Annotated in this window: 21 protein-coding genes; 14 read left to right on the top strand and 7 right to left on the bottom strand. The window is 67.1% G+C overall.

Features of this window, described 5'->3' with window-relative positions:
* The 13 genes from ABE85_RS08615 to ABE85_RS27450 all read left to right on the top strand — a co-directional run bounded on the left by ABE85_RS08615 (position 1) and on the right by ABE85_RS27450 (position 14,693).
* A complete protein-coding gene (locus ABE85_RS08615) occupies positions 1 to 3,951 on the top strand; it encodes an RHS repeat domain-containing protein (RefSeq protein ID WP_067272693.1) in 3,951 nt (1,316 codons plus the stop codon).
* Between the two features lie 8 nt (positions 3,952 to 3,959).
* Positions 3,960 to 4,415, top strand: a complete 456-nt coding sequence (locus tag ABE85_RS27455; protein ID WP_157522107.1) for a hypothetical protein — start codon at positions 3,960 to 3,962, stop codon at positions 4,413 to 4,415.
* Positions 4,416 to 4,511: 96 nt separating this feature from the next.
* A complete protein-coding gene (locus tag ABE85_RS08610; protein WP_067272687.1) occupies positions 4,512 to 4,802 on the top strand; it encodes a hypothetical protein in 291 nt (96 codons plus the stop codon).
* A 239-nt stretch (positions 4,803 to 5,041) separates the two neighbouring features.
* Positions 5,042 to 5,536, top strand: a complete 495-nt coding sequence (locus ABE85_RS08605) for a gluconokinase (protein WP_082938999.1) — start codon at positions 5,042 to 5,044, stop codon at positions 5,534 to 5,536.
* Positions 5,533 to 6,066 (top strand): TRAP transporter small permease, encoded by a 534-nt coding sequence (locus ABE85_RS08600; RefSeq protein WP_067272675.1) that lies wholly within the window; start codon positions 5,533 to 5,535, stop codon positions 6,064 to 6,066. The genes ABE85_RS08605 and ABE85_RS08600 overlap by 4 nt, the downstream gene beginning before the upstream one ends.
* An 18-nt stretch (positions 6,067 to 6,084) precedes the next feature.
* Positions 6,085 to 7,377 carry a TRAP transporter large permease gene (locus ABE85_RS08595; protein WP_067272672.1) on the top strand — a complete coding sequence of 431 codons (1,293 nt, stop codon included), beginning with the start codon at positions 6,085 to 6,087 and terminating at the stop codon, positions 7,375 to 7,377.
* Positions 7,378 to 7,423: 46 nt separating this feature from the next.
* Positions 7,424 to 8,464: a TRAP transporter substrate-binding protein gene (locus tag ABE85_RS08590; RefSeq protein WP_067272668.1), complete on the top strand. Its 1,041-nt coding sequence runs from the start codon at positions 7,424 to 7,426 to the stop codon at positions 8,462 to 8,464.
* Between the two features lie 190 nt (positions 8,465 to 8,654).
* On the top strand, positions 8,655 to 9,506 hold the full coding sequence (locus ABE85_RS08585; RefSeq protein WP_197507264.1) for an ABC transporter substrate-binding protein: 852 nt from the start codon (positions 8,655 to 8,657) through the stop codon (positions 9,504 to 9,506).
* Positions 9,507 to 9,563: 57 nt separating this feature from the next.
* Complete coding sequence (locus ABE85_RS08580) at positions 9,564 to 10,700, top strand: patatin-like phospholipase family protein (RefSeq protein WP_067272664.1); 1,137 nt, start codon at positions 9,564 to 9,566, stop codon at positions 10,698 to 10,700.
* 154 nt (positions 10,701 to 10,854) lie between these two features.
* Entirely contained in the window at positions 10,855 to 11,511 is a 657-nt protein-coding gene (locus ABE85_RS08575) for a superoxide dismutase (RefSeq protein ID WP_067272661.1), read from the top strand.
* A 170-nt stretch (positions 11,512 to 11,681) separates the two neighbouring features.
* Complete coding sequence (locus ABE85_RS08570; protein WP_067272658.1) at positions 11,682 to 12,698, top strand: phospholipase; 1,017 nt, start codon at positions 11,682 to 11,684, stop codon at positions 12,696 to 12,698.
* Positions 12,695 to 14,077: a peptidylprolyl isomerase gene (locus tag ABE85_RS08565; RefSeq protein ID WP_067272655.1), complete on the top strand. Its 1,383-nt coding sequence runs from the start codon at positions 12,695 to 12,697 to the stop codon at positions 14,075 to 14,077. Before ABE85_RS08570 ends, ABE85_RS08565 begins: the two co-directional genes overlap by 4 nt.
* The gene (locus tag ABE85_RS27450) at positions 14,067 to 14,693 is read left to right on the top strand and encodes a hypothetical protein (protein ID WP_067272652.1); all 627 of its coding nucleotides are present in this window, start codon (positions 14,067 to 14,069) and stop codon (positions 14,691 to 14,693) included. Before ABE85_RS08565 ends, ABE85_RS27450 begins: the two co-directional genes overlap by 11 nt.
* Positions 14,694 to 14,792: 99 nt before the next feature.
* On the opposite strand, the gene ABE85_RS08555 is transcribed toward ABE85_RS27450, so the two are convergent.
* The 4 genes from ABE85_RS08555 to ABE85_RS28735 form a co-directional block, all read right to left on the bottom strand.
* Complete coding sequence (locus tag ABE85_RS08555; protein ID WP_157522104.1) at positions 14,793 to 15,017, bottom strand: hypothetical protein; 225 nt, start codon at positions 15,015 to 15,017, stop codon at positions 14,793 to 14,795.
* A 240-nt stretch (positions 15,018 to 15,257) separates the two neighbouring features.
* Entirely contained in the window at positions 15,258 to 17,066 is a 1,809-nt protein-coding gene (locus ABE85_RS08550; RefSeq protein ID WP_067272648.1) for a DUF2201 family putative metallopeptidase, read from the bottom strand.
* Positions 17,050 to 18,129 (bottom strand): AAA family ATPase, encoded by a 1,080-nt coding sequence (locus ABE85_RS08545; RefSeq protein ID WP_067272645.1) that lies wholly within the window; start codon positions 18,127 to 18,129, stop codon positions 17,050 to 17,052. The genes ABE85_RS08550 and ABE85_RS08545 overlap by 17 nt, the downstream gene beginning before the upstream one ends.
* 49 nt (positions 18,130 to 18,178) lie before the next feature.
* A complete protein-coding gene (locus ABE85_RS28735; RefSeq protein ID WP_067272642.1) occupies positions 18,179 to 19,753 on the bottom strand; it encodes a methyl-accepting chemotaxis protein in 1,575 nt (524 codons plus the stop codon).
* A gap of 294 nt (positions 19,754 to 20,047) precedes the next feature.
* Here ABE85_RS28735 and ABE85_RS08535 point away from each other — a divergent pair, with 294 nt between their 5' ends.
* On the top strand, positions 20,048 to 20,809 hold the full coding sequence (locus ABE85_RS08535; protein WP_067272638.1) for a glycosyltransferase family 2 protein: 762 nt from the start codon (positions 20,048 to 20,050) through the stop codon (positions 20,807 to 20,809).
* A 49-nt stretch (positions 20,810 to 20,858) separates the two neighbouring features.
* Here ABE85_RS08535 and ABE85_RS08530 read toward each other — a convergent pair whose 3' ends face one another.
* The 3 genes from ABE85_RS08530 to ABE85_RS08520 are packed head-to-tail and all read right to left on the bottom strand — an operon-like array spanning position 20,859 to position 23,865.
* Positions 20,859 to 21,878 (bottom strand): 2Fe-2S iron-sulfur cluster-binding protein, encoded by a 1,020-nt coding sequence (locus ABE85_RS08530; protein WP_067272636.1) that lies wholly within the window; start codon positions 21,876 to 21,878, stop codon positions 20,859 to 20,861.
* Positions 21,875 to 22,912 carry a GDP-mannose 4,6-dehydratase gene (locus ABE85_RS08525; RefSeq protein ID WP_067272633.1) on the bottom strand — a complete coding sequence of 346 codons (1,038 nt, stop codon included), beginning with the start codon at positions 22,910 to 22,912 and terminating at the stop codon, positions 21,875 to 21,877. The genes ABE85_RS08530 and ABE85_RS08525 overlap by 4 nt, the downstream gene beginning before the upstream one ends.
* Positions 22,909 to 23,865: an NAD(P)-dependent oxidoreductase gene (locus ABE85_RS08520; RefSeq protein WP_067272630.1), complete on the bottom strand. Its 957-nt coding sequence runs from the start codon at positions 23,863 to 23,865 to the stop codon at positions 22,909 to 22,911. The genes ABE85_RS08525 and ABE85_RS08520 overlap by 4 nt, the downstream gene beginning before the upstream one ends.
* Positions 23,866 to 23,892: the final 27 nt, after the last annotated feature.

Here is a 23,892-nt window from a genome sequence, read left to right as displayed (position 1 = left end):
ATGACGTACTCGAACAAGACAGCAGTGGCGCGTCAGATGGCGCGCTGGACGATGGCGGTGCTGGGCGCGGTGGCGATGGTGCCGGCCGTGCTGGCGCAGACACCGGCGAATCCCTACAGCTACAGCCGGACCAGCGCGATCACGTACCGCGCGGACGGTCTGGTCGACACGGAGACCGTCGAGCCCGACAACCCGCAGCAGTGCACGAAGACGACGCACGGCTACGACGACAAGGGCAATCGCACCAGCACGCAGATCGCGAACTGCGCGAATGCGAGCGGGACGGCGTTGTTCACGATACGCTCGTCGAGCGTGAGCTTCGTCGTGCCTCCTACTGGGTCGACGGAGATCAACGGCTCGCCGGTGTCGTCTGCGGAAAAGCTCTTCGCCTACACGCTCGTGAATGCGGCGGGACACAATGAGGTGCGGCGATACGACCCTCGCTTCGGCGTCGTCACTTGGTCCAAGGGCCCCAACCAGCTGACGACAAAATGGGTGGTGGACGACTTCGGGCGAAAGACGAAAGAGATCCGCGCCGACGATACGAAGACGGTCATCTTCTATTGCCTGGTCGGTCCGAGTGTCGACACGAGCAGCAACTCGCCGGAATGCGCGGGGCTGTCGTTGACGGACAAGCCTGAGGGCGCCTGGACGCTGGTGCACAGCGAGCCGCGCAACAACGTGGATCAGAAGATGGGCCCGTACACGCGGGTCTACAGCGACGCGCTGGGACGTGAGATCCGCTCGGCCGCGGAGAGCTTCGACGGTGCAGGGCAGAGCGCCAATGCGCGCCTGGTCGTCAAGGACACGGTCTACGACGAGTTCGGCGCCAAGGTGCTGGAAAGCCAGCCGTATTTCCTGGCACTTCGCGCATCGCGTCAGGACAAGGCGGATGTCCGAGGCGCGTCACGTACCACCTACGACCGGCTCGGCAGACCGACGGAGGTGCTCGTCCGCAACGCGAAGGGCACCGTGACCGGCAACTTCGGCGATTTCGGTTCGGGTGCTGCGGCGCAGGTCCGCTTCGAATACAACGGCCTGACCGTCACCACGATCACCGTTGCCGAAGGCGGGCGCGAGCTGCGCAAGGTCGAGGAACGGAACGTAAACGGACAGACGGTGCGCGTCACTGACCCGGCCGGCGCGACGCTGGCGCATCAGCATGACGCGTTCGGCAACCTGATCGAGTCCAAGGACGCGCTGCAGAACCGCATCGTGGCCGGCTACGACCTCGCGGGTCGCAAGGTGTCGATGAACGATCCGGATGCGGGGGCGAGCAGCTATGCCTTCGACGCGCTCGGTCAGATGGTGGCGCAGCGCAACGCCAACCAGTTGAAGAACAACACGTCGACGACGATGGTCTACGACAAGCTGGGCCGGATGACCTTGCGCGCGATGCCGGAGTATGCGAGCTCCTGGTACTACGACTCGGACGCCTCGAATGTGGCCTGCGGCAACGGTCGACTCTGTGAAGTGCGGACCAATCACGGGCTGGTCAAACGCTACGGCTATGACGGCATGGGCCGACCGATCGGCAGTCGCTCGGACGTGATGGGCGGGCCGTCGATGGCGACCGCGCTGAGCTACGAAGCAGCCACTGGCCGCCCGGCCACGCAGACGTACCCGAGCGGCCTGCAGGTCAGCTATGGCTATACGGCTGGCGGATTCCTGAACAAGCTGTCACTGGCCACCGCTGTGCAGGCAGGCAGCACGTCGCTGCCGGCAGGCACGGTGCTCTGGGAAGCAAAGGCGAAGACTGCCTGGGGCGGTGTCGTCTCGGAACAGCTGCAGAACGGTGTCGCTGAGACCCACACGGTCGACGAGGTCACCGGTCAGTTGTACTTGCTGGTTTCCGGCACTGGCGGCGCTGGACAGGCCGTGGACCGGGAGCACTACTGGGACGTGCAGGGCAATCTGATCCAGCGTGTCGACAACAGCAGCGGATCCGTGTTGGAAAAGGTCACCGAGACCTTCGTGTATGGCGATGCGTTGAATCGATTGACGTCGTACACGGTGGCTGCCAACGGCGTGCCCAACGGCAGCCGCACGGTGACGATGACCTACAACGCGCTCGGGATGATGCTGTCCAAGAGTGACGCGGCGGGCTTCGTCTACGGCGCGCAAGGACCGACGTCGGTGCGTCCGCACGCGGTGCAGCAGGTGCTCGGCTCGACCGGCGGCAGCTACGTCTACGACGACGCGGGCAACCTGTTGAGCGCGGGCGGTGCGAAGTACTCGTCCATCCGCTACACGAGTTTCAACCTGCCTGACGGTCAGGATGGCCTGCAGGGCAGCGGTACACGCTACCAATGGCAGTACGACGAGTCGACCGCGCGTATACGCGAGACGCGGACGACCGGTGGCACGACGCGCACGACCTGGTACCTGCACCCGGACAACCAGGGCGGACTCGGCTTCGAGCGCGAGACCGGCGGGACCGGTGGCGATCTGAATCGCCACTACATCTCGACGGGCTCGTCGACGCTGGTCGTGGTGACGTCCGGTGTATTGCCCGCACTGGCTGCTGGCCAGACCCAACCGTCGGTGTTGACCAGCGTGTCCGCGGGCAAGCTGGAGTACTGGCACAAGGACCATCTCGGCAGCATCGTTGCGACGACGGACCAGACTGGTGCGGTGACGGCGCGCTATGCCTATGACCCGTTCGGCAAGCGCCGCTACGTCAACGGCCGCTACGACGACTTCGGGAACATTGTCATCGACTGGAATGGCACCGCAGCAGGTGCTACCGATCGCGGTTTCACCGGGCACGAGCATCTGGACGACGTTGGCATCGTGCACATGAACGGCCGCTTGTTTGATTCGAATCTGGGTGTGTTCCTGCAGCCGGATCCGTTCATTCAATCGCATGCCAATTTGCAGGATTACCAGCGCTACGGATATTGCTCGAGCAATCCGATGACGTGCACGGATCCGACCGGATACTTCAAGTTCAGCGACGTCTTTACCGGTGGGAAGACGTTTGGGCCAGGAAGCTTCTTCTCGAATTTCTTTCTCACCTCGATGAGCGACCCGTTGCAGTATTGGACGTATCGAACAGTTGCACGTAATAAAGTGGGGTATCAAATCGGCTCGATTGCCATCGGCGTGTTGTCGACCTATTGCAATGGGCTGGCTCCCGTTTGTGCCGCCATTGGTGCGGCGGAATGGTCCGGCTTTGCTGGGAATTCGATCGAACAAAATATTCGGGCAGGAGCTTTTGCCGGAATTTCGGCTTATGCAAATAAATTCATTGGCGATACGTTTACCAGCTATCAGAGCAATGTTGCTGCTCATGCTGCTTGGGGATGTATTGAGAGCGTGGCGAATAAAAGTAATTGCGGATCGGGTGCTCTGTCTGGGGCGGCGTCCACTATGTGGGCGCATAGTGGCTTTGAAATTAAGGCGGATAGTAGGCTTCAGTACCTCATTGCTAATACGATTTCGAATGCTCTAGTTGGAGGAGCGATCAGCGCGGCTGCCGGGGGGGATTTCTGGGTAGGTGCGCGAAGCTCGGCGTTTGCTTATCTGTTTAATCAAGCGGGTCCGGGCCATGGGGGAAGAAATGGTCTTCGTGGCGGCCCAAAGGAGCCGATGTGGGGCTACGAGTATCCTGATATTGACCACCCATTTGCGGCCACTGAAGAGTTTAAGAATCGCTTCTTTGGAAGCGATGAAGAGCGACGAGTATGGTTTAGAACTCAGGAAATTGCAGCCGGAACGGCAGATGTCCGTGAATGGCTGCAATTCAATGATCCGAAGGTTCAGCTTCCCCGTGCGTCAGGCCCGCTCTATCAAATCTACGATCTTGGACTGGCTGAAGCGGGTGCCGTTCGAATCGCTTTCTCTCCAAAATACCCTACCGTTTTCTGGGTGTCTCTCGATCACTATAAGGCGACGACGGCTCAGCCGCTAAGATGGACTAGGTTCGAGGCTGGTCACCCCAAAGATTGAAGGAAGTTATGAGAGGTTATATCGATGTTGTAAGATCGACTTCTGCTTGCGTTCATTTTGTAGAAGCACATGAAGTCTCTGATGATTTAATGGAAATTAGAGAGGAGCTTCTCGATGCGGGGATTCGGTGTGCTTACATTGATTGCCGGAAGATTTCGGGAAGTTCGATGTCGACATGCGAAGTAGTCGCCTTGGCAATTGATGCAGAAAACGCGCCATACGGTGAAGAGCACTGGATTCGCCTGCTCGACGATATGATCTCTCTTTCGAGGAAGCTTCCTGGATTGGTTATCATTCTCGACCATGCCGAACTGCTTTTAAATTTAGATCGAACAATAGTTTTTGATTTGACAGAGGCTTTTTTGGTTCAGATGCATCATTGGTTGGGGAAGAATAAGCCTTGTCACTTGTGTTTTCAGATGTCGCCGAATCCCCTGGTCGGCGAAGCATTTGCGGTTCAATAGTTTGCTGTGATGTCTATGTGCATCATCTAAGACGACGCTACGCCTCTGCACCCCTTCCGGCGGAGGCTGGATTTATAGGTGAGACGGAGAACGGTGATGGCCATGATCTCTGCTGCTCTGACCTCGTTGGCCTTCTGTCTTGTAATTGCTGCCCTCGTGGGGGCAGTTCGGAGCCTGTTTCCAATAGGTCGGGGATTTTCCCTTGATATGAGTCGACTGCTGTCGACCCACTCAAGTGCAAAGGGCGACGTGGGTGATATTGCCAAGTTGGATGAGCGGCAGCGCCGGGAACGCATCGGATTTCTGAAGTCCGGCGCTGTTTTCGTACTGCTCGTCGGCACCGCTGCCTTGATACTGCTATTGCGAAACTGGCTCGTCGCCGATTAAGGTCAAAGCCTGCGAGCACTTGCGGCGCTGACGGCCGCTTGCTCCGCGTAATCCCTGATTTGGTGCCCCCATGCACCACCTAAGATAGCGCTATCCCGTCTGCTTCCCTGTGCGACGAGGACTCGACGGCGACCCCGGTTCATCCGATCGCCGTCTCTTTTCAGACTTCGGGATAGCGCTATCCAATGACTTCGCCGACCGTCACCGCCGCCTCGATCTCCGCGCGCGCCATCGTCGTGATGGGCGTTGCCGGCTGCGGCAAGACCAGCGTCGGACAGGCGCTCGCCCGATCGCTCGACTGGCCCTTCATCGAAGGCGACGCGCACCACGCGCCGGTGTCGATCGCCAAGATGCAGGCCGGTCAGCCGCTCACCGATGAGGACCGCTGGGGTTGGCTGGAACGGCTCGGGCAGATGCTCGCCGAGCGGTCGCCGGTCGTCCTCAGCTGCTCCGCGCTCAAGCGCGCCTACCGCGATCGGCTTCGCCGCGCGTGCCCGGCGCTGCGCTTCGTGTTCATCGACATCGATAGGGCGCTCGCGCTCCAGCGCGTCGCCGATCGCGCCGATCGACATTTCTTCTCGACCACGCTGGTCGACAGCCAGTTCGCCACGCTGGAATCGCCCATCGGCGAGCCCGGCGTCGTCACCGTCCCCGCGACGCTGACCCTGGCGGAACAGGTCGATCTGGCGCTTGCCCTGCTGACCCCGAAAAACAATCAGGAGACCGGACCATGACGCCCCCCGCATCGGACGCTCCCGCCGCTTCGGCGACTCCCGCGCGCCGCTCCCGCCTGCAGACCCTCAGCGAAGCCGCGATGGCGCTGTGCCTGGGCGTGATGGCGCTCGCCGTGTTCATCAACGTCGTGCTGCGCTACGGCTTCGGCAGCGGCATCAACGCGAGCGAGGAACTCTCGCGCCTGCTCTTCGTCTGGATGGTGTTCATCGGCGCCACCGCCGCGTATCCGCTCGGCGAGCACATGGCCTTCACCAGCCTGCTGCTGCCCTTGCGCAAGAAGCCCGCGGCCCTGCGCGCCATCACGGCGCTGATCCGCATCGCGGTGATCTTCGCGGCGGGACTGGTGGCATGGGGCGCCTGGCAGCAGGTCGTCGTCGGCCTGGACAGCCAGTCGGTCGTGCTGGGCTACTCCAACGCGCTGCTCCCGCTGCCCGCGCTGCTGTCCTGCATCGCCATCGCCGTCATGGCGCTGTGGGAACTGATCCGCAACCGGCCGCTCGATCTCGAGCACGAGTCGGACATCGAATAAGGGCAGGGCGCATCCATCATGAGCAACGAAGCACTCGCCTTCATCGTCTTCTCCGCCGGCATGCTGCTGCTGATGGGCCTCGGCATCCCGATGGCCTTCGCGCTGGTGCTGACCGGCGCCGGCATGGCCTGGTCGCTCGACTTCTGGGACACCCAGCTGCTCGCGCAGAACCTCGTCGCGGGCATCGACAGCTTCCCGCTGCTGGCCGTCCCGTTCTTCATCCTCGCCGGCGAGCTGATGAACGCCGGCGGCATCAGCCGGCGCATCATCCAGATGGCGCAGGCCTGGGTCGGCCACATCCGCGGCGGACTGGGCTTCGTCGCGATCGGCGCCGCCGTGCTCATGGCCAGCATGAGCGGCTCGGCGCTGGCCGACACCGCCGCGCTCGCCACCATCCTGCTGCCGATGATGCAGCGCCACGGCTATCCGATGGCGACCTCCGCCGGCCTGATCGCCTCGGGCGGCATCATCGCGCCCATCATCCCGCCGTCGATGCCTTTCGTGATCTACGGCGTGACGACCAACACCTCCATCTCCGCGCTCTTCATCTCCGGCATCGTGCCGGGCCTGGTGATGGGACTGGGCCTGCTGATCGCGTGGAAACTGCAGCTGCGCAAGATCGACCTGCCGCCGGGCACACCGCTGCCGATGGCCGACCGGCTCAAGGCCACCGCCAAGGCGTTCTTTGCGCTGCTGATGCCGCTGATCATCATCGGCGGCATGAAGACTGGCGTCTTCACGCCCACCGAGGCCGCCGTCGTGGCCGCTTTCTACGCGCTGGTGATCAGCTTCGTCGTGCACCGCGAGATGAGCCTGCGCGACCTCCACGGCGTGCTGGTCCGCGCGGCCAAGACGACGGCGATCGTGATGTTCCTGTGCGCCGGCGCGCAGGTCGCGAGCTACATGATCACGCTGGCCGACCTGCCGGGCGTGCTGACCGGCTGGCTCGGCGGGCTGATCGACTCGCCGCGTCTGCTGATGGCGCTGATGATGCTGATCCTCGTGGTCATCGGCACCGCGCTGGACCTGACGCCGACGATCCTGATCTTCGCCCCGGTGATGCTGCCGATCGCCGTCAAGGCGGGCATCGATCCCGTGTACTTCGGCCTGATGTTCGTGCTCAACGGCGCCATCGGGCTGATCACGCCGCCGGTGGGCACGGTGCTCAACGTCGTGGCCGGCGTCGGCCGGCTGTCGATGCACCAGGTGATCAAGGGCGTGAACCCTTTCCTCATCACGTATACGCTGATCCTCGTGATGTTCACCGCGTTCCCCGAACTCGTGACCGCGCCCGTCAAATGGATGCGCTGAGACCGTCGGGATTCCCGTCGAGACCCGTTCCCCCAAGGAGACAAGCATGAGCCTGAAGAGCCTGAATACCCGCCGCAAGATCCTGGCCGCCGCGACGGCGCTGAGCGCCGCGATGCTGGCCGCCGCGCTGCCCGCGCAGGCCGCCGACATCAAGCCGCGCCTGATCCGCTTCGGCTACGGCCTGGCCGAGAACAGCAACCAGGGCCGCGCGGTCAAGGTCTTCGCCGACGAGGTCGCGAAGCTCTCCGGCGGCAAGATGAAGATCCGCGCGATCGGCGGTGCAGCGCTCGGACCGGACACGCAGATGCAGCAGGCGCTCATCGGCGGCGCGCAGGAGATGATGGTCGGCTCGACCGCGACGCTGGTCGGCATCGCCAAGGAGATGGCGCTGTGGGACACGCCCTTCCTGGTCAACAACGTCCGCGAGGCTGACGCGCTGCTGGACGGTCCGGTCGGCGACAAGGTCAAGGCCAAGCTCACCGACAAGGGCCTGGTCGGCCTCGTCTACTGGGAGAACGGCTTCCGCAACCTGACCAACAGCAAGCACGCGGTCAACAAGCTGGAAGACCTGAACGGCATCAAGCTGCGCGTGATGCAGAACAGCGTGTTCCTGGACAGCTTCAAGCAGTTGGGCGCGAACGCGGTGCCGCTGCCGTACTCTGAGCTCTTCACGGCGCTGGAGACCAACGCGGTCGACGGCCAGGAGAACCCGTACAACACCATCCTGTCGGCGAAGTTCTACGAGGTGCAGAAGTACCTGACGGTGACCAACCACGTCTACAGCCCGTGGATCGTGACGGTGTCGAAGAAGTTCTGGGACGGCCTGTCCAAGGACGAACAGGCCGTGCTGCAGCAGGCCGCCGTGAAGAGCCGCGACTTCGAGCGCAAGGACACGCGCGACGAAGCCGCCAAGGCGCTGGCCGAGCTCAAGACCAAGGGCATGGCCGTCAACGAACTGAGCCCCGCCGAAACCGCCCGCATGCGCGACAAGCTGACGCGCGTGAACGCGGGCGTCGCGACGCAGGTGGGCATGGACCTGTGGAACGAGACGCAGGCACAGCTGACGCAGCTGCGCGGCGGCAAGTGAGCGCCTGAGGGGTGCATGACCTGAGCGCATGACGTGAGCGCATGACGCGCGTGCGACAGCGCGGCTCGGTGTTTTCCCCGTCCGCGTCTGCGCACGAATGCGCAGCGGCCGTGTCGCTTTCTCCCCGCTGCGGAGAACACGTTTCGTTACCGCCGCCTATCATGGTTCGACAGCCTCACCTGATACGCGGATGCATCGACGACACCTGACCCTGGCGGGTCTGGCCTGGCTGAGCGGCGCACGAGCCGCCGGTCACGCCACCTTGCCGCCCCCGGCCTCAGTGCCGGGGCCGGCGTCGACACCGCCCACGCCGCTCTCGGCGTTCCCCGCCACTGCCTCGTCCGGCGGTGCGCCGGCCGCATCGTTGCGCCTGCTCAGCGAGGAGTTCCCGCCGATCAACTTCACCGAGGCCGGCCAGCCGCGCGGGCTCTCGGTCGACATCGTGCAGGCGATCCAGAAGCGGCTCGGCCAGTCGCTGCCGATCGAGTTCATGCCCTGGGCCCGCGCCTTCCGCGAAGCGCAGGACGGTCCGCCGGCGGCGCTGTTCTCGATGGCGCGCATCCCCGAGCGCGAGAAGCTCTTCCAGTGGGTCGGCCCCATCGTCACCTTCCAGAGCACCTTCTACGCCAAGGCCGGCAGTGGCATCCGGCTGCGCTCGTTGGCCGAAGCGAAGCGCGCGGCCAAGGTGCTGGTCGTGCGGGACTGGTACACGCTGACGCAGCTCCAGTCCGCGGGCTTCCACAACCTGCAGCAGATCAGCGACCCCATCCAGGGCGTGCGCATGCTGGCTGCCGGGCGGGCGCCGCTGTTCGCGGCGGAGAAGCTGTCCATGCCGCAGACGCTGGTGCAGGCCGGCGTGGCCAAGGGAGCGCTGGAAGAGGTCTTCAGCTTCGCCGCGAGCGAGGGCTACATCGCGTTCTCGCGCAGCACGCCGATGGGAACGATCCACGCGTGGCAGTCGCAGCTCAACGAGATGAAGCGCGACGGGACGTTCCAGGCGATCTACAAGCGTTGGCTGCCGAACGACGCGCCGCCGAGGTAGGCTAGGCTGCGGATTCCACCGCTGTCTCGCGAGGCTAGTCCCTCGCGCTTTCACGCCATGCCGACATCGCCCCGACCGATCGACCTTGCCCTGCAGGGCGGCGGCTCCCACGGCGCCTTCACCTGGGGCGTGCTGGACCGGCTGCTCGAGGACGGCTCGCTGCGCATCGACGGCGTCTCCGGCACCAGCGCTGGCGCGATGAACGCGGCGGTCATGGCGACCGGCTTCGCGCAAGGCGGCGCACTGGGCGCGCGGCAGGCGCTGTCGCGCTTCTGGCAGGACGTCTCCGGTGTGCCGGCCTGTTTCGGCGTCGTGGGCGAGATGAAGGGCCTGGCGGACACCACGCGGCTCGAGACGCCCGCCTGGGTCTTCAACCGCAGCGCGTGGCCGGGGATGGCCGCCTGGGATGCCTGGCTGCGGCTGTGGAGCCCGTATCAGCTCAACCCGTTCAACCTCGATCCGTTGCGCGACATCGTGCGTCGCCATGTCGACATCGACGCCGTGCACACCGGGCCGGTCAAGGTCTTCGTCACCGCGACCTCGGTGCGCACGGGCCAGCCGCGCGTGTTCAGCGGCGACGACCTGAGCATCGAGGCGCTGATGGCGTCGGCCTGCCTGCCGCACAGCGCGCAGACGGTCGTCATCGACGGTGAGCCGTTCTGGGACGGCGGCTACTCGGGCAACCCGGCGCTGTGGCCGCTGGTCTACGGCACCGAGTCCGACGACGTGCTGCTGGTCCAGATCAATCCGCGTCAGCATGACGGCATCCCGCGCACGTCCACCGAGATCGACGATCGCATCAACGAGATCACCTTCAACGCCAGCCTGGTGGCCGAGTTGCGGGCGATCCACTTCGTTCAGCGGCTGCTGCGCGACCAGCGCGTCGATCCCACGCGCTACAAGCAGATGCGGCTGCACCGCGTGGCCGATGAGGGCGGGCTGGCGCAGTTCGGCGCGTCCAGCAAGCTCAACACCGATCCGCGGCTGCTGACGACGCTGTTCAGCCTCGGTCGCGCGGCGGCCGAGGGTTGGCTGTCCACCTGCGCGAAGCACGTCGGCCACGAGAGCACGCTGGACATCGGCGAAGTGTTCCTGGCCAACCGAGTGCGCAACGCGCGGCCAGCGGTCAAGCCGCCCAAGCAGGCCGTCGACAAGGCCGTCGGCAAGCTCATGGGGAAACCAGGCAAGACCTGACACGACGGCATGACCCCGAGGGGGACGGGTCTTCTGAGCCTGCGACTTGAGCGCGGCGCGCGGAGCGACAAGAATGGGATTCCCATCCTTCAACCGCCCCGCACCAGCGACCCTCCCGGCAGCACGACGCGACGGGCTCCTCCGGAGTCTCACCATGCCTCATGTCCTGCCGCCGCTGCCGTATGCCGTCGACGCGCTCGAACCCCACCTCGACGCGCGCACGATGGAGATCCATCACACCAGGCACCACCAGGCCTACGTCAACAACCTGAACGCCGCGGTCGAGGGCACGGCCTTCGCCGACACGCCGGTCGAGACCCTGATCGTCCAGATCGATGCGCTGCCGGAGAACATCCGAGGCACGGTGCGCAACAACGGCGGCGGACACGCCAACCACAGCCTGTTCTGGACCGTGATGGCGCCGGCCGGCAAAGGCGGCGGCGGCGCGCCGACGGCGGACCTCGCCAAGGCGATCGACGCCGACCTCGGCGGCCTCGATGCCTTCAAGGACAAGTTCACCAAGGCCGCGCTGACGCGCTTCGGCAGCGGCTGGGCCTGGCTGACGGTGGATGCGGACGGCAAGCTCGGTGTTGAAAGCAGCGCCAACCAGGACAGCCCGCTGATGGTCGGCATCGGCTCCGGTGGCACGCCCATCCTCGGCCTGGACGTGTGGGAACACGCCTACTACCTGCAGTACCAGAACCGTCGGCCCGACTACATCGCAGCGTTCTACAACGTCGTGAACTGGGACGAGGTGGCGCGCCGTTTCGAGGCCGCGCGGGCCGCAGGGAGCGGCAGGGGCAAGTCCTGACCCCGTGACGGTCGACCGCGGCGCGGTCGGCGTCCCGGCGCCGGGGGACAGGGAGAACCCCGGCGCTGCACGATTTCTTCACCGGATCGTCATGCGTTTGCTCGAACATCGGTTTCCATATTTCGACGTGCGGAAAGCACGCGGTATTCGGGACCATCAGAGAGACTTCGATGCGATCCATCCTGCTTCTGACCGCCGTGGCGGCGGGCCTCGTCCACCAGACTGAGGCCAACGCCTTCGCCCAGGAAACCCACAAGCGCATCGCCAGCGATGCGGTCCGCTACATGCAGCGGCATGCGGACACCACCAACTACGCCAAGCTGCTGGCCGGCGTGACACGCGCCGGCTACACGATCGACCAGTTCGCCGAGCAGCTGGGGCAGGGCGCGTATGACGTCGACGATTTCGCCGACACCTACCTCTGCGGCGCCGTGACCGGCGACTGCGTGCTGGCGCCGGTCTGGGGACTGGGGTCGGGCATCGTCAACTACACGTCCTACTGGCATTTCCAGAACCGCACGCAAGGGCCGGACGTCCACGGCAATCCCTTCGGCGGCTACAACTACGCCAAGCTCACGGTGAAGGGCGACATCGACGACCTCGCCGCCGCGTGGCTGGTCGGCGACCACCTCGACGACGGCAAGGGCGGCATGAAGGGCTGGTTCAGCGACGGCAGCAAGTACAACTCGTACGGCCTGACCGAAGCCAACTACCGCCAGGGCGGCAGCTCCAGCGCGTCGATGTACGCGGACTTCGAGAAGGCGCCGTTCCAGCCGATCGACAACCTCGGCCAGTACTGGTGGTCGCAGTTCCTGGCACGGCCCACGGTGCAGAGCCTGGGCTTCGTGATGCACACCACCGATCTGCTTCAGCCGCATCACACCTGGACCACGTCCGCGTTGAACCACTCCGGCTGGGAGACCTGGGTCAAGGACTACTACGACAGCGAGACGCTGAACGCGGATGCGCTCGTCACCACGGCGCTGGGCAGCTACACGCCGCTGGCCGCGACCGCCGGCGACATCCGGCCGCTGCTGCGTCAGGGCGGCCAGATCTCGTACAGCCGCGGCGGGCAGGTGCTGTCGACGACCGATCACGCGGTCCGCCGCGACGTGGGGCGCGTCGTCGTGCCGCACGCGATCGCCATGGTGGTCCATCTGTTGAATCGCGCGGCCGAGCGGCTGTGAGCGCGCGAGCCTCGCTCCCCACGGCGGCGACCGTGGCGGTGCTGGCGCTTCTCTGCGGCACGACGCTGCTGCCGATGGGCAGCGGCGTCGCGGCGACGTCGGTCGATGCGCGTGCCGCATCGACCTGGGTCGCGCGTCTCGGCGACGAGACGATCCCGCGTCGTCCGACGCAGGCGCTGCTGATGCTCGCCCGCCGCGAGCAGCCGGACCTGACGCTGCAGGAACTGGCGCAGCATCTGGCGATCGACCTGTTGATGGGCGACGCCGCGTCGCGCGAGGTCGGCGACGCGGCGCTGTTCGCGAGCCGGCGCGTGGCCTTCGCGCCGGAGGTCGACGTGCGACGTCAATGGCTCGCGACCTTGCAGCAGGTCTGGCCCGAGCGGATCGAGCGCGACTGGCAGGCGGCGGCGCCGGCGTTGCCGTCGGCGGTCGACCTCCGCGCGTGGCAGGCGCTGTGGTCGACCGGGCAGGGCGACCGTCTGCGGATGAACGAGGACCTCGACGAGGCTCAGCGCGCTGGCGCGGCACGCCTCGTGCTGCTGCGGCATCGCGGCTTCGGCGGCGGACCGGCCGGTGCGATCACGCTGGCCGATGTCTGGCCCTTGCAGAACGTGCAAGGACGCCGACTCCTGCGTGCCGGCGACCTCGACTTTGCCCAGGCCCAGGCGAGGCAGCTTCTGCGGGAACGCTTCGTCGAGTCCTGGCTGCATCGCGACAGCGGCTGGAGCGAGGCCGAGCTCGACTTCGTCCGCCGGGTCATCGAGGCCCGGCAGCGCAAGCTCGCCTGGCAGCGCTGGTCGGGCCTGACCGGCGATCCGCATGGGGACGCGCCGCCTCGGGACGCGTTGGCGGCGGCGGTGACCCCGGAGGAGATCGCCGCGTACTACCGCGCCCATCTGGACCGTTTCGAGCGCCTGGAGTCCGTCGAGGGCCTGCGCCTGCGCTGCGATCGCGCAGGCTGCGCCGACGAGGCGCAAGGGGCAGATCTGACGGGGCGACGCGGCGTGACGCGGGTCGCGTGGCGACTCGGCGATGCCAGACCCTCCGCGGAAGTCGACGCCTGGATACTCGATCTGCTGCAGGCCTGGCCCGCGGGCCAGGCTTCGCCGCCGATCCGGCATCCGGACGGGAACGGCTGGGAGCGGGTGCAGGCCCTCTCGGTGAAGCGGGGCCATCATCCCGTCGACAGCGAGACGGTCCGGCATGAAGCACGGCAGGCCGTGGCCCTGGAGAAGCTGGAAGCGCGCTGGCAGCAGCGGCAGGTCGAGCTGCTGACGTCCGCGGGCTTGCGCTGGGCGCCAGGGTTGACGCCACCGGCGACACCTTTCGAACCGCAGCGCCCGATGCCTGCAAGCGGGGAGCACGGTCATGCGCATTGACGTCGGAGCGGCGATCGCGCTGGCAGTCGTCGCGGTCGCCTGGATCGTTGTCGATGGCCCCTTTGGCCTCAACCATGCAGATCCCGAGTCACGGACCTCGCCCCATGCCGCCTGGGCTTCGACGTCTGCCTCGGCGGCTAGCCGGACGGGGGACGGCGGGGGCGCGGTGCCGGTGCCGGTGCCGGCGCCGGCGCCGGTGCCCGATGCCGGCATTTTGCCGGTGAGCGCCGCGAGTGCCGCGTCGGCTCCGGCACCGGCATCTTCAGCAGGCATCGAGGTTCCGGCGGCATGGAGCCTCGCGGACGCCCGGGTCGCCGGAGACGATCGCGCGCCTCCGTTCGAGCGGGCCAAGGAAGAGGCCGCCACGCCGGCCTGGCAACTCGACAACCATCAGGCCTACGCGCGACGCGAGCAGGACAGGCACCAGGCGGTGCAGCGCGCCTTCGTCGATGCCGCCGATCGCGAGATCCCGCGGCTCGATCAGCAGATCGAGCAGGGTCGCGCGATGGGCGTGCCGCCGGAGCAGCTTGCGAAGGGCGAAGAGAAACGGCGCCGCATCGCGGAGATGCGCGCGCGCATGCAGGCGGATCTGGCTGCGAGCACGCCCGCGCCCTGACGCGTCGGCATCAGCGTCAGCGCAGCCGCAGCCGCAGCCGCAGCCGCAGCGGCTGTGAGGCCGCCCCGCGCGACGAAGGTCGCGTTGCCTGGCGAAGGGTCAGGTGATGCGCCGGAAGCGCAGCTCCTCGATGAGCGCGTCGTCGCCGACGGTGCTCACGCGTTGCGCGACGACCTCGGCCCGGCCGTCGGCGGCGAGCTTCTTGATCTCGCGCGCGGCGCTGTCGAAGACGAGCGGGTGCTCCAGGGCGGACCCGGCGTGCGGCAGGTCGACGAGCTCCCCGGGCGAGGAGTCGAGGAACACCGTCATGGCGATCGAACTCATGCTGGACCTCACGAGTGGACTGAACACCGGCAGACTCTATGCTGCATCGCAACAGGTTCAAAGGCGGTTGCAACAAGTTTCGGCGCGTGCGTCCGGCGATCGCACGAACAACGGATCTGCACAAGATTGTTCGGCGTTGAAAACGAAAAACGGGAGTCCGCTCGCGCTTGGTATCGGTTTTTCAAAGCCTCAGCGGTTCGCCATCCGACGAACGTTGCGGCACCGACTTTTTGCGAGCCCTTAGCGCATCGTGAATACCGGTTTGGCGGTCGAGAAGGGCAACCTCATGCCCGGACTCACCAGGAAGGCGTGATCCCGCTGGACGCGCAGTTCTGGCTCGCAGCCGCCGTCCGTGATGATCAGGATCGGACAGTCCTTGGGGAAATCGCGCCGGGTCAGCAGCAGGTCCACCGCCGGCTGCAGCACGGTGCCGCCACGACCCCGGACCCGCACGCGGGAGGCCAGCGCGTCGATCTCGATGAAGCCCTCGTCGTAGGGCTGCGCGTCGCAGTAGACGAGCCGCACCTGCCGCACGCCCTGTGCCTGCGAGTAGGCCACCACCGCGCCCAGTGCCTTGCCCAGGTCCTCGCGGCCCATCGAGCCGCTGGTGTCGACGATGACGCCATAGGTGCGCGTGGCCCGGTCGTCCTCGGGCTCGACGAAGCGCGGACGGGGCGACTCGGGCGTCGCCGACTGGCGGCGCGACGGGCGCGCCCAGCTCCGGCGCCGCTCGGCGAGCGGGAAGCGCTCCTGGATCCACTCGGCCAGCTTCGCCTGCCAGGGGATGGCCGGCTGGTTCAGCGTCCGGATCGCTTCGACCAGGCCCGCCGGCAGCGTGCCGCGGTTGCTCGCCTGGTGGAAGTCCAGGCCCTGCAGCAATGCGCGGCGGCAGAACTCCTCGCCGTCGGTGAAGAAGCGGCTGCTGCCTTCATCGAGCATGTCGCAATCGTCGCCGCGGAAGGTCGACAGACGCCGGCGGATGCGCAGGTCGGCGGCCAGCTTCGGGTAGATGTCCTCGGCGGGCAGGCCTCGGAACTGCTCGTCGAAGAGCAGGCCGCCCTCGGGCGGGATGCCGACGTTCAGGCCGACCAGCCAGTCGTTGATGACGAAGTCGCAGGCCACGTTCCAGAGGTAGGCGTCGCGACCCTGACGCCGGCTGGAATGGTTCAGGCCCGCATGCAGGATCTCGTGCGCGACGACGAACTTGCTCTGCTCCAGGCCGAGTCGGCGACGCGGGTTGATGTAGATCTCGCCGGTACCGACCTGGATCGCCGCGATGCTGATGTGCAGGCGTTCGCAGACCTCGGCGTCCTCGACCAGTTCGAAGTGCGTGAGCAGGGAGCCCAGCAGCGGCATGTGCGTGATCAGCCACCGACGCGCCTGGGCCGCGTTGCTGTTCGGATCGCTGCCGGCGCGCGCGGGGTGATCGGCCTCGTGGCGCAGGCGCAGCGCCTGCTTGGCGTTGTCGACCAGGGCCTGCGCGAACAGCTGTTCGTGATCGACGGGCGACGTGGCGAGATAGACGCGCCGCCGCGGGGCCGGCACCAGCAGCGGATGGGTCGAGCGGGTCAGCGTCCAGGCCGGATCCAGCAGCTCCGCCGGCGGCTCATCTCGCAGCCGGGCGGCGATGTCCTCGATGGGCTGCCGGCCCCATTGCAGCAGGTCGCCGGGCAGTGCCATCGCCTCCGGCAATTCGCCGGTGCGCAACTGGTGCCACCAGTGCAACGCGGCGAGTTGCGCGGCGATGTCGGCCTCGCGCGACGGCAGCGCCAGGCGCGTCAGCCCGCCGATGGCGACGATCAATGCCGCCAGCGAGAAGACCCCGAGCCACTGGTTCGTCGTCAGGGGCTGGGTGTCGTCGAAGCGCACGCGCGCGCCGCCGTCGATCTGGCAATAGGCGCGCGGCGGCAGTGGCCCGCCGAAGCGCGACATGGCGTGGAAGTCGACCTGGTCGACCACCGCGCTCAGCAGGTAGTGCTTCTTCAGCAGGGCCAGCGCCGCCTCATGCGGCTTGGGCTTGCGCTGCTCGCGGCTAGCCTTGCTGCTCATCGGCGGCCTTGCGCTGCAGCAGCCGCGGCAGTTCCTTGGCGATCTCCAGCACGAACCAGTCCGGCAGGCGCCGGCCGCCGTCGTCCTCGGTCAGCACCAGTTGGGCGAGTTCGCCGTCGATGCGGGCCAGCGTCTTCAGCGCGGACTTGGCGGATTGCGCCATCTCGCGGCTGTCGCGGCCGAGCTGGGCTTCGCGTTCCGGGAGTTCCTTGACGAGCAGGTCGCGCAGGCTCTGCGCGAGGAAGTAGGTCAGGTCGCGGTCCTCGGCGGCGCTCGGCCAGGGTTCCTCGCCGCGCAGGATCTTGTGGACGCTGAAGCGGTTGCGGACCTGCTTGAGGAAGGCCTTGAAGCCGATGGCGTGGTCGCGCGTCAGGGTCCCGAAGAGCAGGGCGTCGAGGTGGTCGGGCGAGATGTCCTCGCCGAACGCGTGCAGCGCGTCGCTGACCGCATGCCAGCTGCGCGGCGTGGAGAACGGTTCCTCCTTGGACGGAGGGACGTCGGTGGCCAGCTGGTGCGGGCGGGCGCGGACGTAGTCCAGGACCCAGGGATGGATGCCGTTGGATTCCGCCCATTGCAGCCACTCGCGGTGCGAGGCGCGCAGGTGGACGTGGACCATGCGGTTGACCAGCGCGCTGGGCATCTGCCGCGCCATGGCGGCGTCATGGGCGCGGTTGCCGGCGCCGATGATGACGGAGCCCTTGGGGAGCCGGTACTCGCCGATGCGCTGGTCCAGGATCAGGCTGTAGAACGCCTTCTGGATCTCCTGCGAGGCGATGTTGAGCTCGTCGATGAACAGCACGAACTCGCGATCCCGCACGATCATCGACGGCGGATAGAAGCGGCTGACCGCCCCTTCGATCTTGGGGATGCCGATCAGGTCCTCGGGCGCGAGCTGGGAGCCGAGCAGCGAGACGCACTCGAGCCCCAATGAACTGGCGAACTGCTCCACGAGGGAACTCTTGCCGACGCCAGGCGGCCCCCAGATGAAGACGGGGCGCACCGTGGCGACGTTGAGCAGCAGTTCGTGGATCTGCGAGAGGGTCAGCGTGACTTGAGCGTGCATGGCCGGCACAGCCTAACGCGGATTTCCGCGTGTCGGCCAGTGCCGGAGTTCATGCGGCCGACAAGCCCCGCACCTTGAACCGCGAGATCGCTTCGGTCAGCGCCATCGCCTGCTGACGCAGACTCTCGGCCGCGGCGGCGCTTTCCTCGACCAGCGCCGCGTTCTGCTGCGTGCCGCGGTCGATCGCCGCCACCGCCTCGTTGACCTGCACGATGCCGTGCGTCTGCTGGTCGGTGGAGGCGCTGATCTCGCCCATCAGGTCGGTGACCTTGCGGACCTGCGTCAGCACCTCGTCCATCGTGCGGCCGGCCTCCTGCACCTGCACGGCGCCGGCGTCGACCTTCTCGACCGAGTCCGAGATCAGCGTCTTGATCTCCTTGGCGGCCTGCGCGCTGCGCTGCGCCAGGGCCCGCACCTCGCTCGCCACGACCGCGAAGCCGCGGCCCTGCTCGCCGGCGCGCGCCGCTTCGACAGCCGCGTTCAGCGCCAGGATATTGGTCTGGAACGCGATGCCGTCGATCACGCTGGTGATGTCGCCGATCCGCTTGCTGGAGCCGGTGATGGCCTCCATGGTCGTCATGACGCGGTGCACGACCTCGCCCCCCTGGCCGGCCACCTGCGCGGCGGCGTCGGCCAGGCCGGTCGCCTTGCGCGAGGATTCGGCGTTAACCTGCACCGTCTCGGTCATCTGCGCCATCGACGAGGCCGTTTCCTGCAGCGCGCTGGCCTGGGTCTCCGTCCGGCTGGACAGATCCTGGTTGCCGCTGGCGATCTGCGTCGACGCCGTGGCGATGCCGTCGGCGGCCTGGCGCACGTTGGTGACCATCGTCGACAGGTTGCCGCTCATGGCCTTCAGCGCGGTCAGCAGCTGGCTCAACTCATCGCGGCCGTCGACCTGGATCTCGTCGCGCAAGTCGCCGTCGGCCACCGATTGCGCGACCTTGATCGCGCGGTTCAGCGGCGTCGTCACCGCGCGGCTGATCAGCCAGCCCAGCAGGCCGGCCACCGCAGCCGCCAGGACCGCCGTCGTGATCAGCAGCATCCGGTCGGTGGCGAACAGCTCGGTCGCTTCCTTGGTCTCGGCGGTGGAGCGTTCGTCCTCGTAGCGGATGAAATCGCCGGTCGCGGTCAGCAGGGCCGCCAGCAGCGGGCGGCATTCCGCGTTCATCTTGGCGACGGCGTCGTCGCGCTTGCCGTCGTTGGCCAGGCCCACGATGGCCAGCGCGACCTTGCCGTACTGTTCCTCGATCGCCGCGACCTTGTCGAAGAGGGTCCGGTCCTGGGGTGTCGCGTCTTTCGCGGCGGTCAGGTGCGACTTCAAGGTCGCGAGCGACTGGCCCACCTCTTCATGGGCCTTGGTCACGGCGGCCAGTTCCTTGGTCCGGTCCTCCGGCGTGGTGACCAGCACCAGATTGCGCGCCGCGATGGCACGCGACTTCGCCGCGGACTGCACCGCGATCACCATGCGTTCGCGGGCAGCGACGCCGTGGAGGTAGTCGTTGACGCGCGAGCTCGACTGGTTCAGCCAGTGCAGCGCCGCGCCGGACACGGCGGCGACGATCACCGCCATCACGCCGAAACCCGCCCACAGCTTGGTCTTGACCTTGAGGCCTGAGAAGTTCATTTGTTATCCCCCTGATGGATGCGGGACCGTGGTTGCGATCCCAATGTGATCTTCGGCGCTATCCGCACGTTTCTCAATTGGAGGCGCGCCGAATCCCGTGTGCTGCGATCACCTACATCCGGGGGGACGGCGGCAAGCGGGGTTGGTGGAAACCCGACCCCGGCGTGCGTGGAGGCGGGGGAAGTCCCCTTTTGTTCCCCGCTAATTCCCCTTTTATCGGTGTACCGGCGGCGTGCGGATGTGGTCCAGTCACGAGGTGGCTCCCCGGCGTCGTGGGAGCGGAGAGAAGCACCCATGGCGACCGTCGCAATCCTGATCCCCGTCTACAACCGCGAGACCCTGGTGGTCCGGGCCGTCGAGTCCGCGCTCGCGCAGACCTACCGCGACATCGAGGTGATCGTCGTCGACAACTGCAGCACCGACGGCACCTATGCCGCCGTCGAGGCGATCGCCGCACGTGACCCGCGGGTCAAGCTGTTCCGCAACGAGACCAACATCGGTCCGGTGCGCAACTGGCTGGCCTGCGCGGACAAGACGACGGCGCCGTACGCCAAGATCCTGTTCAGCGACGACCTGATCGCCCCGCAATTCGTCGAACGGACGCTGCCGCACCTGATCAACAACGAGTGCGGCCTGGTCTACACCTACGCGCTGGTCGGCCGGGAGGAGTGGAAGGGCGTGCCGCAGTACCGCGCCTTCCGCGGCACGACGAACTTCGCCCGCGAGTACTTCCTGCGCAGCACGACCTACATCGAGCACTTCACGCCGGTCTCGCCGGGCGCCGCGCTGCTGCGTACCGCGGACCTGCGCAAGAACCTGCTCACCGAGCTGCCGGGCCTGCCCGACTACGACTTCAACCGCACCGGCGCCGGCGTGGACTGGCTCATCTACGCGCTGACCGCGCTGAGCTACCCCTACGTCACCTACGTCGACGAGCCGCTGACCTTCTTCTTCGCCCACGACGACTCGATCTCCGGGGCCAACGAGAGCAACCTCGTCCCCGAGGGCTATGCGCTGGCGCGTCAGTGGCTGCGGGCGACGGTCAAGGGCTTGTGAGTTGCGGGCGCCGCGTTCATGCGGCGCTCATGCGGCGCTCATGCCGCGATCAAGCGGCGCCTGAGCTGACGAACGCATCGGAGTGGAAGCGCCGCTCCGGCAGCCCCAGTCCGACCAGCCGCGCGCGGGCCGCGTGGATCATCGCGTCGGACCCGCAGGCATAGACCGCGGTGGTGGACAGGTCGGGCGCGTCCGCGAGCAAGGCGTCCTGCACGTGACCGCGCGCGCCCGTCCAGACCTCGCCGGCGCGTGACAGCACCGGGACGAAACGCAAGGCGGTGGCCTCGGTGAGTTCGACCGGCGGCGTCCAGTAGAGATCCTCGGCATGACGGCCGCCCCAGTACACGGTCACTGAGGCGGGGCGTGTTTCCGGCGGCGCGCCGGCCAGACCCTCGACGATCGCCTTGACCGGCGCGATGCCGGTGCCGGTCGCAAGCAGCGCCAGATGCAACCCTGCGGCGTCGCGCAGGAAGAAGGTCCCCAGCGGTCCGTTGAGGCGCAGCAGGTCGTTGGCCTTGGCCTCCTGGAACAAGTAGCGGCTCATCGCGCCGCCCGGCACCTCGCGGATGTGCAGCTCGACGAGCTTGTCCTCGCGCGGCGCGTTGGCCACCGAATAGCTCCGGCGCACGCCGCCCGGCCCGATGACGTCGACGTACTGGCCGGGCAGGAAGGCCAGCGGCGTCGCCGGCGGCATCCGCAGCACGACGCGCATCACGTCCTCGGCCAGCTTCTCCAGCGACTGGATCCGGCAGGGCAAGGTCTTCGCGGGCGGGATGAAGAGGTCGCCCAGGTCCTCGATGTCGACGCGGCAATCGCCGCGGGCCTGCCGGACGCAGGTCAGCATCCAGCCCTCGGCGATCTCCTGGGCACTCAGGCCGGTCTCGTCGCGCGCGGCCAGCGCGTGGCCGTCGTCCAGGCGGCCCTTGCAGGTGCTGCACCGGCCGGTGCGGCAGCTGTAGTCCAGCGTGATGCCCTGGCGCAGCGCGGCGTCCAGCAGCGACTCGTCCTCGCGCGCCTGGAAGCTCCGGCCGCTGCTGATGGTGATGGTGTGCGTCGTCCCGGCGGTCATCCCCGCTCCGCCTCCATCATGGCCGTCGTCCAGGCCAGCATCTTGGAGACGCCGGCCTGCGCGCTCACCTTCGGCGCCCAGCCGCTCAGCCGGCCCATCTTGCCGATGTCGGCCACGAAGACGCGCTGGTCGCTCTCGCGCGGCGGCAGCTTCGTGTATTGCAGCGGCTGGCCGATCTCGGTCTCGAGCAGCTGGAACAGCTCCAGCAGCGACAGGCTGTTGGCGATGCCGCCGCCGATGTTGAAGGCCTGGCCGGCCGCGGCGTCGGCGTGTTTCAGCGTCGAGAAGTAGAGCGAGATCATGTCCTCGGCATGCAGCACGTCGCGGACCTGCTTGCCGTTGCCGGAGATGGTGAAGGGCGCCTTCAGCGTGCCGGCGCGGGCCTGCGCCGCCATCTGGCAGAACCAGCCGATCCAGCCCTGGTCCGCCGTCGCGAACTGGCGGCCGCCGTACATCGAGGAGTGGCGGAACACGACCGTCTTCAGGCCGAAGATGCGGTGGTAGTCGCGCAGGTACTGGTCCGCCGAGCCCTTGGAGCAGCCGTAGGGCGAGTGGAAGTCCAGCGGCGTCTGCTCGTCGAAGCCGTCGGGCTGCTCGGCGCAGACGTAGCGGGTGTCGGTCTCGCGGTACTGGTACTGCTCCAGGTCGCCGTAGACCTTGTTGGTGGAGGAATAGATGACCACGGCCTCGGGCACGTGGGCGCGCACGGCTTCGAGCACGTTGAGCGTGCCCATGGCGTTGACCTCGAAGTCCATGCGCGGATCGGCGATCGACGTCGTCATCGCGACCTGGCCGGCGAGGTGGAAGATCGCGTCCGGCTTGAAACGCGCGATCACGCGCGACACGTCGTTGGCGTTGCGGATGTCGCCGTGCACGAACTCGAACGCGCCCTGGCCGCGCAGCCATTGCAGGTTGCTCTGCGAGCCGTGGCGGTAGAGGCTGTCGAAGACGCAGAGCTCAAGGCCCTGCGACAGCGCGTGCGCCGCGAGGTTGCTGCCGAGGAAGCCGCAGCCGCCGGTGATCAGGAGTTTCATGGCGTGTCCGGAGATGAGGAGGCGGCCAGCGTCTGGCGCAGGCCGGCCTCCAGGTCGAAACGGGGAACCCAGCCGAGGCCGCGCAGCCGCGCGGTGTCCGCGACGCAGAGCATCGCCTCGTGGGCGCGATAGGGCACGGCGCCGAAGTCCAGCTGCGTGGCGGCGCCAGTGAGGCGTCGGGTCAGCTCGACGAAGTCGCGCATGCGGACGGCGTCGCCGGAGCCGACCTCGATGGCGTCGGCGGCGGCGAAGCCGTCACGCGCCGCGAGCACGCGGTCGTAGGCATCGACGACGTCGTCGATGTGGATGAAGTCGCGACGCTGCTCGCCGGCAGTCAGCGCCAGGCGGGGCTCGTTGCGACGGCAGGACTCGATGACGTGCGTGGTGAACTTGGAGCGGTCGTCGCCCGCGCCGTACATCTGCTGCAGCCGCAGGTCGATGAAGCGCAGCCGCTCGGGCTGCTGGCCCGCCAGTGTCGCGCCCCAGGCGGAGAACTGCGTCTTGCTGAGCGCATAGAGGCTGACCTCCGGCGAGAGCACCGTGCCGGTGTTCAGGAAACTCACCGGCGACCGGCCTTGCACTGCGGCGGCGGCCTGCAGCAGCGCGGTCCCGAGGCGCAGGTTGGCGTCGAGCACATCCAGCGGCGTTTCACCCGCGCGCCCGTAGGCGCAGGCGGTATGGACCACCGCGTCCGGCGCGAAGTCGCGCAGCGCTTGCGCGGCGGCCTCCATGCCGTCGGCACGGACCAGTCGGATCCGTCGGACCGTCGTCGATGGGCTCGATGCGCTCGATGCGCTCGACGATAGGGTCGACGACTCGCCAAGCAGCGCATCGATGCGCTGCGTGCGCGAACCCGGCCGTGCCAGCAGCAGCAGCTCATGACCGTCCGCGGCCCAGCGGCGGGCGAGGGCGCTGCCGAGGAAGCCGGTGGGGCCGGTCAGCACGATGCGCATGGGCGGCGGTTCTCCTGAAGGGGCGAT

The sequence above is a fragment of the Mitsuaria sp. 7 genome, from assembly GCF_001653795.1.
Classification (GTDB): Bacteria; Pseudomonadota; Gammaproteobacteria; order Burkholderiales; family Burkholderiaceae_C; genus Roseateles.
Note: the sequence above shows the minus strand (reverse complement) of the source record. Positions and strands in the feature narration are given on the sequence as shown.

What these genes read in the sequence shown, in the direction of transcription:
- ABE85_RS08615 (WP_067272693.1), top strand. Translation starts at nt 1, where the DNA reads ATGACGTACTCGAACAAGACAGCAGTGGCGCGTCAGATGGCGCGCTGG.
- ABE85_RS27455 (WP_157522107.1), top strand. Translation starts at nt 3,960, where the DNA reads ATGAGAGGTTATATCGATGTTGTAAGATCGACTTCTGCTTGCGTTCAT.
- ABE85_RS08610 (WP_067272687.1), top strand. Translation starts at nt 4,512, where the DNA reads ATGGCCATGATCTCTGCTGCTCTGACCTCGTTGGCCTTCTGTCTTGTA.
- ABE85_RS08605 (WP_082938999.1), top strand. Translation starts at nt 5,042, where the DNA reads ATGGGCGTTGCCGGCTGCGGCAAGACCAGCGTCGGACAGGCGCTCGCC.
- ABE85_RS08600 (WP_067272675.1), top strand. Translation starts at nt 5,533, where the DNA reads ATGACGCCCCCCGCATCGGACGCTCCCGCCGCTTCGGCGACTCCCGCG.
- ABE85_RS08595 (WP_067272672.1), top strand. Translation starts at nt 6,085, where the DNA reads ATGAGCAACGAAGCACTCGCCTTCATCGTCTTCTCCGCCGGCATGCTG.
- ABE85_RS08590 (WP_067272668.1), top strand. Translation starts at nt 7,424, where the DNA reads ATGAGCCTGAAGAGCCTGAATACCCGCCGCAAGATCCTGGCCGCCGCG.
- ABE85_RS08585 (WP_197507264.1), top strand. Translation starts at nt 8,655, where the DNA reads ATGCATCGACGACACCTGACCCTGGCGGGTCTGGCCTGGCTGAGCGGC.
- ABE85_RS08580 (WP_067272664.1), top strand. Translation starts at nt 9,564, where the DNA reads ATGCCGACATCGCCCCGACCGATCGACCTTGCCCTGCAGGGCGGCGGC.
- ABE85_RS08575 (WP_067272661.1), top strand. Translation starts at nt 10,855, where the DNA reads ATGCCTCATGTCCTGCCGCCGCTGCCGTATGCCGTCGACGCGCTCGAA.
- ABE85_RS08570 (WP_067272658.1), top strand. Translation starts at nt 11,682, where the DNA reads ATGCGATCCATCCTGCTTCTGACCGCCGTGGCGGCGGGCCTCGTCCAC.
- ABE85_RS27450 (WP_067272652.1), top strand. Translation starts at nt 14,067, where the DNA reads ATGCGCATTGACGTCGGAGCGGCGATCGCGCTGGCAGTCGTCGCGGTC.
- ABE85_RS08555 (WP_157522104.1), bottom strand. Translation starts at nt 15,017, where the DNA reads ATGAGTTCGATCGCCATGACGGTGTTCCTCGACTCCTCGCCCGGGGAG.
- ABE85_RS08550 (WP_067272648.1), bottom strand. Translation starts at nt 17,066, where the DNA reads ATGAGCAGCAAGGCTAGCCGCGAGCAGCGCAAGCCCAAGCCGCATGAG.
- ABE85_RS08545 (WP_067272645.1), bottom strand. Translation starts at nt 18,129, where the DNA reads ATGCACGCTCAAGTCACGCTGACCCTCTCGCAGATCCACGAACTGCTG.
- ABE85_RS28735 (WP_067272642.1), bottom strand. Translation starts at nt 19,753, where the DNA reads ATGAACTTCTCAGGCCTCAAGGTCAAGACCAAGCTGTGGGCGGGTTTC.
- ABE85_RS08535 (WP_067272638.1), top strand. Translation starts at nt 20,048, where the DNA reads ATGGCGACCGTCGCAATCCTGATCCCCGTCTACAACCGCGAGACCCTG.
- ABE85_RS08530 (WP_067272636.1), bottom strand. Translation starts at nt 21,878, where the DNA reads ATGACCGCCGGGACGACGCACACCATCACCATCAGCAGCGGCCGGAGC.
- ABE85_RS08525 (WP_067272633.1), bottom strand. Translation starts at nt 22,912, where the DNA reads ATGAAACTCCTGATCACCGGCGGCTGCGGCTTCCTCGGCAGCAACCTC.
- ABE85_RS08520 (WP_067272630.1), bottom strand. Translation starts at nt 23,865, where the DNA reads ATGCGCATCGTGCTGACCGGCCCCACCGGCTTCCTCGGCAGCGCCCTC.